The 13,163-nt window shown below is 71.1% G+C and carries 12 protein-coding genes; 8 read left to right on the top strand and 4 right to left on the bottom strand.

From position 1 onward, the window contains the following. Positions 1-160 precede the first annotated feature (160 nt). From CP975_RS08135 to CP975_RS08145, 3 genes are all read left to right on the top strand, one after another. Positions 161-1,084: an ABC transporter ATP-binding protein gene (locus tag CP975_RS08135; protein WP_055535982.1), complete on the top strand. Its 924-nt coding sequence runs from the start codon at positions 161-163 to the stop codon at positions 1,082-1,084. Further along, positions 1,081-1,851, top strand: coding sequence for an ABC transporter permease (locus tag CP975_RS08140; RefSeq protein ID WP_055535981.1), 771 nt, complete (start codon positions 1,081-1,083; stop codon positions 1,849-1,851). The genes CP975_RS08135 and CP975_RS08140 overlap by 4 nt, the downstream gene beginning before the upstream one ends. Positions 1,852-1,918: 67 nt before the next feature. Beyond that, complete coding sequence (locus tag CP975_RS08145) at positions 1,919-2,941, top strand: COX15/CtaA family protein (protein WP_150476706.1); 1,023 nt, start codon at positions 1,919-1,921, stop codon at positions 2,939-2,941. Here the strand turns inward: CP975_RS08145 and CP975_RS08150 are convergent. The 3 genes from CP975_RS08150 to CP975_RS08160 form a co-directional block, all read right to left on the bottom strand. Continuing rightward, a complete protein-coding gene (locus CP975_RS08150; RefSeq protein WP_150476707.1) occupies positions 2,921-4,018 on the bottom strand; it encodes an amidohydrolase family protein in 1,098 nt (365 codons plus the stop codon). The genes CP975_RS08145 and CP975_RS08150 overlap by 21 nt on opposite strands. Before the next feature lie 115 nt (positions 4,019-4,133). Continuing rightward, positions 4,134-4,481, bottom strand: a complete 348-nt coding sequence (locus tag CP975_RS08155; RefSeq protein WP_055527056.1) for a hypothetical protein — start codon at positions 4,479-4,481, stop codon at positions 4,134-4,136. A gap of 83 nt (positions 4,482-4,564) precedes the next feature. Beyond that, complete coding sequence (locus CP975_RS08160; RefSeq protein WP_150477815.1) at positions 4,565-5,518, bottom strand: heme o synthase; 954 nt, start codon at positions 5,516-5,518, stop codon at positions 4,565-4,567. A 430-nt stretch (positions 5,519-5,948) separates the two neighbouring features. On the opposite strand from CP975_RS08160, the gene tkt reads away from it, so the two are divergent. From tkt to pgl, 5 genes are read left to right on the top strand one after another with little or no spacing between them, the layout of a single operon-like run. Next, a complete protein-coding gene (tkt, locus tag CP975_RS08165; RefSeq protein ID WP_055527053.1) occupies positions 5,949-8,036 on the top strand; it encodes a transketolase in 2,088 nt (695 codons plus the stop codon). A 34-nt stretch (positions 8,037-8,070) separates the two neighbouring features. Further along, the gene (tal, locus tag CP975_RS08170; RefSeq protein ID WP_030784176.1) at positions 8,071-9,189 is read left to right on the top strand and encodes a transaldolase; all 1,119 of its coding nucleotides are present in this window, start codon (positions 8,071-8,073) and stop codon (positions 9,187-9,189) included. Positions 9,190-9,194: 5 nt separating this feature from the next. Then, on the top strand, positions 9,195-10,718 hold the full coding sequence (gene zwf, locus CP975_RS08175; protein WP_150476708.1) for a glucose-6-phosphate dehydrogenase: 1,524 nt from the start codon (positions 9,195-9,197) through the stop codon (positions 10,716-10,718). Beyond that, entirely contained in the window at positions 10,715-11,815 is a 1,101-nt protein-coding gene (gene opcA / locus CP975_RS08180) for a glucose-6-phosphate dehydrogenase assembly protein OpcA (protein ID WP_055527052.1), read from the top strand. Before zwf ends, opcA begins: the two co-directional genes overlap by 4 nt. Continuing rightward, positions 11,812-12,591 carry a 6-phosphogluconolactonase gene (gene pgl, locus CP975_RS08185; RefSeq protein WP_055527050.1) on the top strand — a complete coding sequence of 260 codons (780 nt, stop codon included), beginning with the start codon at positions 11,812-11,814 and terminating at the stop codon, positions 12,589-12,591. Before opcA ends, pgl begins: the two co-directional genes overlap by 4 nt. Before the next feature lie 49 nt (positions 12,592-12,640). Here pgl and CP975_RS36570 read toward each other — a convergent pair whose 3' ends face one another. Further along, positions 12,641-13,129, bottom strand: a complete 489-nt coding sequence (locus CP975_RS36570) for a DUF2087 domain-containing protein (protein ID WP_078594185.1) — start codon at positions 13,127-13,129, stop codon at positions 12,641-12,643. Positions 13,130-13,163 lie beyond the last annotated feature (34 nt).

Below are 13,163 nucleotides of genomic sequence, written 5' to 3' on the forward strand. Positions count from 1 at the left end.
CCTAAGCTGACCTGCGAAAACGATCACTCCGACCGGCCTTCGCCCTGGTCATGAACCGGACCGCGGGCCTGGCCGCGGGCCCCACCGCGACCCCGCGCGGGGGCCGCTCACCGCGCCCCGCCCACCCGGCACCTCCGGCCCGTCCCTAGACTGGCTCACCATGCGAAACGAGCCCGTCGTCCAGATCGAGAGTCTGGTCAAGCGGTACGGAAACAAGACCGCGGTCGACGGTCTCGACCTGACGGCCGGGGCGGGCATCACCGCCGTCCTCGGCCCCAACGGCGCCGGCAAGACCACCACGATCGAGACCTGCGAGGGCTACCGGAAGCCGGACTCCGGCACCGTCCGCGTCCTCGGCCTCGACCCGGTCCGCCAGGGCGACGCGCTGCGGCCCCGCGTCGGCGTGATGCTCCAGTCCGGCGGCGTGTACTCCGGCGCCCGCGCGGACGAGATGCTGCGCCACGTCGCCAAGCTGCACGCGGACCCGCTGGACGTGGACGACCTCATCGAGCGGCTGGGCCTCGGCGGCTGCGGGCGCACCACCTACCGGCGGCTGTCCGGCGGCCAGCAGCAGCGGCTCGCGCTCGCGATGGCCGTGGTCGGCAGGCCCGACCTGGTCTTCCTGGACGAGCCGACCGCGGGCCTCGACCCGCAGGCACGCCGGGCGACCTGGGACCTCGTACGCGATCTGCGCCGCGACGGGGTGGCCGTCATCCTCACCACGCACCACATGGACGAGGCCGAGCAGCTCGCCGACGACGTCGCGATCATCGACGCGGGCAAGGTCATCGCCCAGGGCAGCCCGGACGCGCTGTGCCGCGGCGGCGCCGAGAACACCCTGCGCTTCACCGGCCGCCCGGGGCTCGACGTCGGCTCGCTCCTGAAGGCGCTGCCGCCGGACTCGGCGGCGGCGGAACTGACCCCCGGCGCCTACCGCGTCAGCGGCACGGTCGACCCGCAGCTGCTCGCCACCGTCACCTCCTGGTGTGCCCAGCACGGGGTGATGCCGGACCGGATCTCGGTCGAACGCCACACTCTGGAAGACGTCTTCCTGGAGCTCACGGGTAAGGAGCTGCGCGGATGAGCGCCGCCGGTACGTACACGCCGAAGCCGGGCGCCGCCCCGCTCCCCCGCATGATCGCCGCGCAGGCCGCGCTGGAGACCAGGATGCTGCTGCGCAACGGCGAGCAGCTGCTCCTCACGGTGGTGATCCCCACCCTGCTGCTCGTGCTGTTCAGCGCGGTCGACATCGTGGACACGGGCGACGGCAAGGCCGTGGACTTCCTCGCGCCCGGCGTCCTGGCGCTCGCGGTGATGTCGACGGCCTTCACCGGCCAGGCCATCGCGACCGGCTTCGAGCGTCGCTACGGCGTGCTCAAGCGGCTCGGCGCCTCGCCGCTCCCCCGCTGGGGCCTGATGGCCGCGAAGACCCTCTCCGTGCTGGTCACCGAGGTCCTCCAGATCGCGCTGCTCACGGCCATCGCCTTCGCCCTCGGCTGGTCACCGCACGGCAGCCCCGTCTCCGTGCTCCTGCTCCTGGTGCTCGGCACGGCCGCCTTCTCCGGGCTCGGCCTGCTGATGGCGGGCACCCTGAAGGCCGAGGCGACGCTGGCCGCCGCGAACCTCGTCTTCCTGCTGCTGCTCATGGGCGGCGGGGTGATCGTGCCGCTCGACAAGTTCCCCGACGCGGCCCAGTCGGTCCTCGGCCTGCTGCCCATCTCGGCGCTCTCGGACGGGCTGCGCGAGGTGCTCCAGCACGGTGCGGGCATGCCGTGGGCGGACCTCGGGATCCTCGCCGTGTGGGCGGTCCTCGGGCTCGGCGCGGCGGCGCGGTTCTTCCGCTGGGAGTAGCGGCGCCGCCCCGCCGGAACGCCGGATACGTCCCCCTCGTGAAGCCGTGCACAAGCGGCCCCCTACGATGGGGCCCGTGCCAAACGTGACCCGAGCCGACGTCGCTCAAGCCGCGCGGAACCCGCTCGCCTTCATCGCCGAGCGGTGGACCCCCACCCAGCGGACCGTCCAGCGGGCGGCCTTCATCTCCCTGGCCATGACCGTCGTGATCGTGGTGACGGGCGGCGCCGTGCGGCTGACCGGCTCGGGCCTCGGCTGCCCGACCTGGCCCAAGTGCACGGAGGACTCCCTCACCGCGACCAGCGAGATGGGCTTCCACGGCGTCGTCGAGTTCGGCAACCGCATGCTGACGTACGTGCTGTGCGCGGCCGTCGGCTGGGCGATCATCGCGGCCCGCTCGCAGAAGCCGATGCGGCGCAGCCTCACCCGGCTCGGCTGGGCCCAGTTCTGGCTGGTCATGGGCAACGCCGTGCTCGGCGGCATCGTCGTACTCGTCGGCCTGAACCCGTACACGGTCGCCGCGCACTTCCTGCTCTCCTCCGCCCTGATCGCGGTCGCCGCCGTCATGTGGCAGCGCTCGCGCGAGGGCGACGCCGAGCCGCGCCCGCTGGTCGGCAAGGCCGTGGCGCAGCTCGTCTGGTTCCTGGTGGCCGCCTCGGGGCTGCTGATCGCGGTCGGCACGGTCGTGACCGGCGCCGGGCCGCACGCGGGCGACTCCAGTGACGTGCCGCGGATGAACCTCGACCCGGTCGGCCTGGACTGGGAGGGCGTCACCAAGCTGCACGCGGTGCTCGCCTGGATCGTGGTGACGCTGGCGTTCGCCCTGTGGTTCGTCCTCAAGGCGGTCGACGCGCCGCGCGGCCCGCTGGCCCGCACCCGCGACCTGTTCCTGATCCTGCTCGCGCAGGGCGCCATCGGCTACGTCCAGTACTTCACGGACCTGCCGGAGATCCTGGTCGGCCTGCACATGTTCGGCTCGTGCCTGGTGTGGATCGCGGTGCTGCGCGTCCTGCTGTCGCTGCGGGAGCGGCCGCACCCCGCGACCGAGCTGCCCGCGCAGGCGGACGACTCACAGCTCTCCGCCGTCTGACAGCCCGTACACGCGGCGGGCGTTGCCCGCCGCGATCAGGCCCGCCACGCGCTGCGCGTCGGTGAGCGACCAGGCCCCGTCCGCGACCCACGTGCCGAGCACGCGTCCGAGGGCCTCCCGGAACAGGTGCGCCCCCACGACGTGCAGTTCGGGCAGCCCGTGCGCGCCGCTGGAGAAGAGCAGCTTGCCGAAGGGCGCGAGTTCGAGGATCTCCGCGAGCACCGCCGCCGCCCGCGCCCCGGTGCGTACGAGCGCGGGGCCGAGGTCGGCGTACACGTGCGGGAAGACGGCCGCGAGGTGGGCCGCGCTGCGGTGGTAGGGGTAGCCGTGCAGCAGCACCAGGTCGGTGCCGAGGCCCGCGGTGGCCCGCGCGAAGTCCCCGAAGTAGGTCTGCGGGTCCCCCGCTCCGGCGTGCAGTTGCAGCGGCCGGCCCGAGGCCACCGCGATCCACAGCAGATGCCGCAGCAGCACGGGGTCGGCGAGCGCCCCGCCCACCTGCCGCCCCGCGAGCCAGCGCCCCACCGCGCCCCGCACCTCGCCGGGGCCCGGTGGCCGTCCCGCGAGGGCGAGCGGATGGCGCACCCCCGCGACCGAGGTGAAGGCGACGGCTCCCGCGGCCGCGGCGTGCACGGACTCGGCGAGGTTGGCGAGGAAGGAGTCGGCGGTGCCCGAGGTGTCCGCGACCTGCTCGGCGAGGAGTTCGAGGCGGACGATCTCGCGGGCCTCGGCGTCGCCGGTGGACGCCATCTCGTCGGGTCCCGTCAGGTCCCCGGGCAGCCCCGTGTCGACGAGATACGTGGTGATGCCGCTGCCCCTCAGCAGGCGCCGCCCCGACTCCAGGACGCCCAGCTCGCGGCGGCGGGCCAGATAGCGGGCCGGCGGGCAGTGCGGCTCGACGCCGAGCAGGGGCGGGCACCAGCGGCGCACCGCGAAGCCGGTCTGGGTGTCGAAGAAGGTGGTGCCGGGGGCGGGCGGTCCCTCGCCCCGGCCGAGATGGGCCTCGAAGGTGCCGAGGCCCAACTCCGTACGGAGGACGCCATGGCAGTACTGGTCCACCAGGGACGGCGTTTCGATCATGCGGGCTCCCGCTGAATGGACCTTGCTCCTACGGTCCTAACGGGTGACCCGGGTGTCAGGTGTTGCTTTCGGCCACTCTCGCCGATCGAACACGTGCCCGAGAGACATGGGCGGCTCAGGGGTTCTTCGGGCCGCCGAGCTGGATGCCGGCCATGCGCGTCCACTCGTAGGGACCGGTGCGCACCTTCGCGGCGAAGTCGCCGTCGAAGTCCTCGTGGACGGTGATCCCGGCCTTCTCGACGGCGCTTACGGCGACGGCGTGATCGGGCGCGACCAGGTCGCCCCAGCCGCCGTCCTCACCGACGAGGACGATGCGGGCACCCTTCTGGCCGATGTACGCGATCTGCCCCTCGGCCCCGCCGTGCTCCCGCGCGAAGGCGCCGATCTCCTTGGCGAGCCGAGCCGCCTTCCGCTCCGAGCGAGCGGCCTTCTTGCTGTCGTCCACCTGCTGAGTCTCTGCCATGCCCAGGATGCTACCGACGGGTAGCCCATCGGGTCGACAGCCCTTCGAAGTGGCGTCCCCCACGCACATCGCCCGCGAAACGCTTAGCGGAGGAAGGGGTCCACCGCCACGGCGACGAAGAGCAGCGAGACATAGGTGATGGACCAGTGGAAGAGCCGCATCTCCTTGAGCTTGCCGCCCGTCGCCTCCGCCTTGGCGCGGTTCTGGAGGCCGTGCGCCTCCCACAGCCACCAGCCACCGGTCACCAGCGCCACCGCGGTGTAGAACCAGCCGGTGTAGCCGAGCGGCTGGAGCAGCAGGGAGACGGCGACCATGACCCAGCTGTAGAGGACGATCTGCCGGGCGACCACCTTGTTGGAGGCGATGACCGGCAGCATCGGCACGCCCACGCGCGCGTAGTCCTCCTTGACCTTCATGGAGAGCGGCCAGTAGTGCGGCGGCGTCCAGAAGAACATGACGAGGAAGAGGATGACCGGCGCCCACGACAGGGAGTTGGTCACCGAGGACCAGCCGATGAGGACCGGCAGGCAGCCCGCGATGCCGCCCCAGACGATGTTCTGCGAGGTGCGCCGCTTCAGGATCATCGTGTAGACGACCACGTAGAAGAGCAGCGCGCCGAGCGAGAGCCAGGCGGAGAGCCAGTTGACGGCGAGGCCGAAGAGCAGCGTGGAGACGATCCCGAGGGTGATGCCGAACACGAGGCATTCGCGCGGGCTCACCATGCCGGTGACCAGCGGCCGCTGCGACGTCCGGTCCATCAGGGCGTCGATGTCGCGGTCGATGTACATGTTGAGCGCGTTGGCGCCGCCCGCGGAGAGGTAGCCGCCCACGCAGGTCACGAGGACCAGCCACAGGTCCGGCACGCCCTGCTCGGCGAGGAACATCACCGGAACGGTGGTGATGAGGAGGAGTTCGATGATCCGCGGCTTCGTCAGCGCCACGAACGCCTTGACACGGGCCCCGAACGGCCGATGGCTCGGGCTAAGGTCCGTCCCGGAAACCCCCGCTGGACGGGATTCAACGGCCGTCACGCACACCCCTGACAGAGACATCCCAGCGAGCCGACCAGCACCGTCGGACATGAAGATCCGGTAAAGGCTCGCGCGTACCACGCCACTGTAGACGTTGCCCATACTTCGCCCTTCGCGGGGGTGGGGTCGTGTTGAGCACCGGTAAGAGGGGTACCGCCCATCGGTCGGGCCGCCACGCGCGCGGTGCGGGCCGTTCTTCGGGCGGACCGGGGGCGGACACATGAGCGACGCCGAACGACCTTTGAGCGGACAAATGAGCGGTTCCTTATTCACATGGCGAATCGCCGCGCATTCCTTTCAGGAGGCGTATCCCGGCTTGTCCCGGCAGTCTGGAATGACTCGAAAAAATGCACGTTCCGGCAGCGGTAGGCTCGACAACGGCCGGTGGGATTCACATCGCCGGCATTCGACATGTGGAGAGGAGCCCTGACTCAGGGTGAGCACCAAGCCGACCACCACAGACCTCGAGTGGACCGAACTGGACCAGCGGGCCGTTGATACCGCTCGCGTCCTGGCCATGGATTCCGTACAGAAGGTCGGCAACGGCCATCCCGGTACGGCCATGAGCCTCGCGCCTGCCGCGTACACCCTTTTCCAGAAGGTGATGCGCCATGACCCGGCGGACGCGGACTGGACCGGTCGTGACCGTTTCGTCCTCTCCGCGGGCCACTCGTCCCTGACTCTCTACATCCAGCTCTACCTGGCCGGTTTCGGTCTGGAGCTGGATGATCTGAAGGCCTTCCGCACCTGGGGCTCGAAGACGCCGGGCCACCCGGAGTACGGGCACACGACGGGCGTGGAGACGACGACGGGCCCGCTGGGCCAGGGTGTCGCCAACGCCGTGGGCATGGCGATGGCCGCCCGCTACGAGCGCGGCCTGTTCGACCCCAAGGCCCCGGCCGGCGAGTCGCCGTTCGACCACTTCATCTACGCCATCGCCGGTGACGGCTGCCTCCAGGAGGGCATCTCCGGCGAGGCCTCGTCGCTGGCCGGGCACCAGAAGCTCGGCAATCTGATCCTGCTGTGGGACGACAACCACATCTCGATCGAGGGCGACACGGAGACCGCGATCTCCGAGGACACCATGAAGCGGTACGAGGCCTACGGCTGGCACGTGCAGCGCGTGGAGCCCAAGGAGGACGGCGACCTCGACCCGCAGGCGCTCTTCGACGCGATCCAGCAGGCCAAGGCCGTCACGGACAAGCCGTCCTTCATCGCGATGCGCTCGATCATCGCCTGGCCCGCCCCGAACGCGCAGAACACCGAGGCCGCCCACGGCTCGGCGCTCGGCGACGAAGAGGTGGCCGCCACCAAGCGCGTCCTCGGCTTCGACCCCGAGCAGACCTTCGAGGTCTCCGACGAGGTCATCGCGCACACCCGCAAGGCCCTCGACCGCGGCCGCGAGGCCAAGGCCGAGTGGGAGAAGGGCTTCGCCGCCTGGCGCACCGCCGACGGCGAGCGCGCCGCCACCTTCGACCGCATCGCCGCGGGCGAGCTGCCCAAGGGCTGGGAGGAGCAGCTCCCGGTCTTCGAGACGGGCAAGGGCGTCGCCACGCGCGCCGCGTCCGGCAAGGTCCTCCAGGCGCTCGGCGCGGTCATCCCCGAGCTGTGGGGCGGCTCCGCCGACCTCGCGGGGTCGAACAACACGACGATCGACAAGACGTCGTCGTTCCTCCCCGCGGGCAACCCGCTCCCGGAGGCCGACCCGTACGGCCGCACGATCCACTTCGGCATCCGCGAGCACTCCATGGCCGCGGAGATGAACGGCATCGCGCTGCACGGCAACACCCGCATCTACGGCGGCACCTTCCTGGTGTTCTCCGACTACATGCGCAACGCCGTACGCCTGTCCGCGCTGATGCACCTCCCGGTGACGTACGTGTGGACGCACGACTCGGTCGGCCTCGGCGAGGACGGCCCGACGCACCAGCCGGTCGAGCACCTGGCCTCGCTGCGCGCCATCCCGGGCCTGAACGTCGTCCGCCCGGCCGACGCGAACGAGACCGCCATCGCCTGGCGCGAGATCCTCAAGCGCTACACCAAGGAGTTCGGCAAGGGCGCCCCGCACGGCCTCGCGCTGACCCGCCAGGGCGTTCCGACCTACGAGCGCAACGAGGACGCCGCCAAGGGCGGTTACGTCCTGTTCGAGGCCGAGGGCGGCGCTCCGGAGGTCATCCTCATCGGCACCGGCTCCGAGGTGCAGCTCGCCGTCGAGGCGCGCGAGCAGCTCCAGGCCGCCGGCGTCGCGACGCGGGTCGTCTCGATGCCGTCGGTCGAGTGGTTCGAGGAGCAGGACCAGGGGTACCGCGACAGCGTGCTGCCGCCGTCCGTGAAGGCGCGCGTGGCGGTCGAGGCGGGCATCGGCCTGACCTGGCACCGTTTCGTGGGCGACGCCGGACGCATCGTCTCGCTGGAGCACTTCGGTGCCTCGGCGGACGCCAAGGTGCTGTTCCGCGAGTTCGGGTTCACCGCCGACGCGGTCGCCCAGGCCGCCCGGGAATCGATCGCCGCAGCCCAGCGCTGACGCTCGTACACGACCAAGTAGGAGATGTAATTCCATGACAGACGCACTCAAGCGCCTCTCCGAAGAAGGCGTCGCGATCTGGCTGGACGACCTGTCGCGCAAGCGGATCACGTCCGGCAACCTCGCCGAACTGATCGACCAGCAGCACGTCGTGGGCGTCACGACCAACCCGTCGATCTTCCAGAAGGCCATCTCGCAGGGCGACGGTTACGACCAGCAGCTCTCCGACCTCGCCGCCCGCGAGGTCACGGTCGAAGAGGCCATCCGCATGATCACGACGGCGGACGTCCGTGACGCCGCCGACATCCTGCGCCCGGTCTTCGACGCGACCGGCGGCCAGGACGGCCGCGTGTCGATCGAGGTCGACCCGCGCCTGGCGCACAACACCAAGGCCACGGTCGCCGAGGCCAAGCAGCTCGCGTGGCTGGTCGACCGCCCGAACACGCTCATCAAGATCCCGGCCACCGAGGCGGGCCTCCCGGCGATCACCGAGGTCATCGGCCTCGGCATCAGCGTCAACGTGACGCTGATCTTCTCGCTGGAGCGCTACCGCCTGGTCATGGACGCGTACGTGGCGGGTCTGGAGAAGGCCAAGGAGCGCGGCCTGGACCTCTCCAAGATCCACTCGGTGGCGTCCTTCTTCGTGTCCCGCGTGGACACCGAGATCGACAAGCGCCTGGACGGCATCGGCACGGACGAGGCCAAGTCCCTCAAGGGCAAGGCCGCGCTCGCCAACGCCCGTCTGGCGTACGAGGCGTACGAGGAGGTCTTCTCGTCCGACCGCTGGGCGGCCCTGGACAAGGCGCAGGCCAACAAGCAGCGCCCGCTGTGGGCCTCGACCGGTGTCAAGGACCCGGCGTACAAGGACACCCTGTACGTAGACGAGCTGGTCGCGCCCAACACGGTGAACACGATGCCGGAAGCGACCCTGGAAGCCGCCGGCGACCACGGTTCGATCACCGGCAACACCATCGCGGGCACCTACGACGAGGCCCGTGCCGAGATCGCCGCGGTGGAGAAGCTCGGCATCTCGTACGACGAGGTCGTGCAGCTCCTGGAAGACGAGGGCGTCGAGAAGTTCGAGGCCTCCTGGAACGACCTGCTCAAGTCGACCGAGGCCGAGCTGAAGCGCCTCGCTCCTTCGAAGGGCTGACCACTTTGTCAAGCAGCAATCCGCTGCGTGACGCCGCAGACCGACGGCTCCCGCGTATCGCGGGGCCGTCGGGCCTGGTCATTTTTGGCGTCACGGGCGATTTGTCCCGTAAAAAGCTGATGCCCGCCGTGTACGACCTCGCGAACCGAGGTCTGTTGCCGCCGGGCTTTTCCCTTATTGGTTTCGCCCGTCGCGACTGGGAGGACGAGGACTTCGCCCAGGTCGTGCATGACGCGGTCAAGCAGCACTCGCGCACGCCGTTCCGCGAGGAGGTCTGGCAGCAGCTCATCCAGGGGATGCGCTTCGTCCAGGGCAACTTCGACGACGACGCCGCGTTCGAGCAGCTCAAGGCCACCATCCAGGAGCTGGACAAGGCGCAGGGCACGGGCGGCAACTTCGCCTTCTACCTCTCGGTGCCCCCCAAGTTCTTCCCGCAGGTCGTCCAGCAGCTCAAGAAGCACGAGCTGGCGGACGCCCCCGAGGGCTCCTGGCGCCGCGCGGTCATCGAGAAGCCGTTCGGGCACAACCTGGCCTCCGCCCAGGAACTGAACGCGATCGTGCACGAGGTGTTCGCCCCGGACCAGGTGTTCCGGATCGACCACTACCTCGGCAAGGAGACCGTCCAGAACATCCTGGCGCTCCGCTTCGCCAACCAGATGTTCGAGCCGATCTGGAACCGGTCGTACGTCGACCACGTGCAGATCACGATGGCCGAGGACATCGGCATCGGCGGCCGCGCCGGCTACTACGACGGCATCGGCGCCGCCCGCGACGTCATCCAGAACCACCTGCTCCAGCTGATGGCCCTCACCGCCATGGAGGAGCCCGCCTCCTTCGACGCGGACGCGCTGGTCGCCGAGAAGGCGAAGGTGCTGGGCGCCGTCCGGCTGCCGAAGGACCTCGGCAGGAGCACGGTCCGCGGCCAGTACTCCGCGGGGTGGCAGGGCGGCGAGAAGGCCGTCGGCTACCTCCAGGAAGAGGGCATCGACCCCAAGTCGAAGACCGACACCTACGCCGCCATCAAGCTGGGGGTGGACAACCGCCGCTGGGCGGGCGTCCCCTTCTACCTGCGCACCGGCAAGCGTCTCGGCCGACGGGTGACGGAGATCGCGGTGGTCTTCCAGCGCGCCCCCCACTCGCCCTTCGACCACACCGCCACCGAGGAGCTGGGGCAGAACGCGATCGTCATCCGCGTCCAGCCCGACGAGGGCATCACGGTCCGGTTCGGCTCCAAGGTGCCCGGCACCTCCATGGAGATCCGGGACGTCTCGATGGACTTCGCGTACGGCGAGTCCTTCACCGAGTCCAGCCCGGAGGCGTACGAGCGTCTGATCCTCGACGTCCTGCTCGGCGACGCCAACCTCTTCCCGCGCACGGAGGAGGTCGAGCTGTCCTGGAACATCCTCGACCCGATCGAGGAGTACTGGGACAAGCACGGCAAGCCCGCGCAGTACCCGGCCGGCACCTGGGGCCCGACCGAGGCGGACGAGATGCTCGCACGAGACGGACGGAGCTGGCGTCGGCCATGAAGATCGACCTTACGGACACCACGTCCAGCAAGATCAACAAGGCGCTGGTGCAGGGCCGCCGCGCGATCGGCACCCCGGCCGTCGGCATGGTCCTCACCCTCGTCATCGTCACCGACGAGGAGAACGCCTACGACTCCCTGAAGGCGGCCAACGACGCGTCGCGCGAGCACCCCTCGCGCACCCTCGTGGTCATCAAGCGCGCCGCCCGCTCGCCCCGTGACCGCACGACCTCGCGCCTGGACGCCGAGGTACGGGTGGGCGTCGAGGCGGGCACCGGCGAGACGGTGGTCCTGCGGCTGTACGGCGAGGTCATCAACCACGCCCAGTCGGTCGTCCTGCCGCTGCTGCTCCCCGACGCCCCCGTGGTCGTCTGGTGGCCGGTGAACGCCCCGCTGGACCCGTCCAACGACCCGCTCGGCGCGCTGGCCCAGCGCCGCGTCACGGACACCTACGCGGCCGAGCAGCCGATCCACGAGCTGACCGCCCGCGCCGAGGCCTACCACCCCGGCGACACGGACCTGTCCTGGACCCGCATCACCCCGTGGCGCTCCATGCTCGCCGCGGCCCTGGACCAGGTCACGTGCAAGGTCACGTCGGTGCAGGTGGAGGGCGAGGAGTTCAACCCCAGCTGCGAACTGCTCGGCATGTGGCTCGCGGACCGGCTCGACGTCCCGGTGAAGCGCTCGCTGTCGGCGGGCCCCGGCCTGACCGGCGTACGCATGGAGACCGACTGCGGTCCCATCGTGCTCGACCGCGCCGACGGCTCGCTGGCCACGCTCTCCATCCAGGGGCAGCCCGACCGCGCGGTGGCCCTCAAGCGCCGCGAGACGGCCGAGCTGATCGCGGAGGAGCTGCGCCGCCTCGACCCGGACGACACCTACGCGTCCGCGCTGAAGTACGGCGTGGAGCGGCTTGGCGAGCCCTCGTCGGAGCCGATGAAGGCCGCCGGAAGCCCGGCCGCCGAGGACGCGAAGGACGCGCCCGAGCCCGCGGAGGCGGCGACCGAGTCGAAGGAGGCGGCTGAGCCGAAAAAGGCGGCTGAGCCGAAGAAGGCGCCGGCGAAGAAGGCCCCGGCCAAGAAGGCGGCAGCGAAATGAGCGCGACTCCGCAGCTCGTCGTCCACCGCGACAAGGAGCTGATGGCGCAGGCCGCGGCGGCCCGCCTGATCACGAAGATCGTCGACGCGCAGGCCGCCCGCGGCTACGCGTCGGTGGTCCTCACCGGCGGCCGCAACGGCAACGGCCTTCTGGCAGCGCTGAGTTCGTCCGCGGCGAAGGACGCGATCGACTGGTCGCGCCTCGACCTGTGGTGGGGGGACGAGCGCTTCCTGCCGGACGGCGACCCGGAGCGCAACTACACCCAGGCTCGTGCGGCGCTGCTCGACGCGGTACCGCTCAACCCGGCCCGGGTGCACCCGATGCCCCCCTCCGACGGCCCCTACGAGGTGGACGCCGCGGCTGAGGCCTACGCCGCCGAACTCGCCGCGGCGGCGAGCCCGGACGACCACGGCCCGGTGCCGACGTTCGACGTGCTGATGCTCGGTGTCGGCCCGGACACGCACGTCGCCTCGCTCTTCCCCGAGCTGCCCGCGGTGCGCGAGACGGAGCGCACGGTGGTCGGTGTGCACGGCGCGCCGAAGCCCCCGCCGACCCGCGTCACGCTCACGCTCCCGGCGATCCGGGCGGCACGCGAGGTGTGGCTGCTCGCGGCGGGCGAGGACAAGGCGGGGGCCGCGGCCATCGCCCTGTCCGGGGCGGGCGAGGTGCAGGCCCCCGCGGCCGGCGCCTACGGCCGCTCGCGCACGCTGTGGCTGCTCGACGAGGCGGCGGCCTCGCAGCTCCCCGCGGACCTGTACCGGCCCGCGGTCGCCTAGAAACCAGGCCGTACGCGACAGGGGCCCCGCACCGTCCGGCGCGGGGCCCCTACGCGCGGGCGTGGACGCGGCGGTAGCTGCTGCCGTCCGACGCGCGCTCCAAGAGGCCGTCGGTGACGCAGTGCCTGCGCAGCGCCGCGGTGTCGTCGTGCACGGTGCGGAACGCGTCGTTGACCTCGCGCTCGCTGTAGGCCCGGTCGGCGTCGAAGAGGGTGTCCGTCAGATGGACGAGGAGTTCGTGGCGCACGACGGGGCGTACGGGAATGGCCGTGAGGCGGCCGTGCGCGAAGAAGCCGGTGAGGCGGCGCGGCACGGTCGGATGGGTGTCCACCGGGCCGGGCCCCCGCCGGAAGACCGCCGGGTCGGCCCGGAGCGACCCGTCGGGCAGCCGCTCCACGAGCCCGCCGGCCAGGAGCCGTCCCAGGTGCTTGCGGGCGGCGGGCGAGTCGGCCTCGCGCGGCGGCAGGTCGTCGAGGACGATGCGCGCGTACAGTCGCAGTCTCTCGGGGTCGGCGAGCGCGGCGAGCAGCTGGTCCATGGCGGTCCTCCCGACGGGTGACAGAGCCGAAGCA

This window comes from Streptomyces alboniger (assembly GCF_008704395.1).
Lineage (GTDB): Bacteria > Actinomycetota > Actinomycetes > Streptomycetales > Streptomycetaceae > Streptomyces > Streptomyces alboniger.

Coding starts and splice junctions, on each gene's coding strand:
- CP975_RS08135 (WP_055535982.1), top strand. CDS start 161: ATGCGAAACGAGCCCGTCGTCCAGATCGAGAGTCTGGTCAAGCGGTAC.
- CP975_RS08140 (WP_055535981.1), top strand. CDS start 1,081: ATGAGCGCCGCCGGTACGTACACGCCGAAGCCGGGCGCCGCCCCGCTC.
- CP975_RS08145 (WP_150476706.1), top strand. CDS start 1,919: ATGGGGCCCGTGCCAAACGTGACCCGAGCCGACGTCGCTCAAGCCGCG.
- CP975_RS08150 (WP_150476707.1), bottom strand. CDS start 4,018: ATGATCGAAACGCCGTCCCTGGTGGACCAGTACTGCCATGGCGTCCTC.
- CP975_RS08155 (WP_055527056.1), bottom strand. CDS start 4,481: ATGGCAGAGACTCAGCAGGTGGACGACAGCAAGAAGGCCGCTCGCTCG.
- tal (WP_030784176.1), top strand. CDS start 8,071: ATGACAGACGCACTCAAGCGCCTCTCCGAAGAAGGCGTCGCGATCTGG.
- opcA (WP_055527052.1), top strand. CDS start 10,715: ATGAAGATCGACCTTACGGACACCACGTCCAGCAAGATCAACAAGGCG.
- pgl (WP_055527050.1), top strand. CDS start 11,812: ATGAGCGCGACTCCGCAGCTCGTCGTCCACCGCGACAAGGAGCTGATG.
- CP975_RS36570 (WP_078594185.1), bottom strand. CDS start 13,129: ATGGACCAGCTGCTCGCCGCGCTCGCCGACCCCGAGAGACTGCGACTG.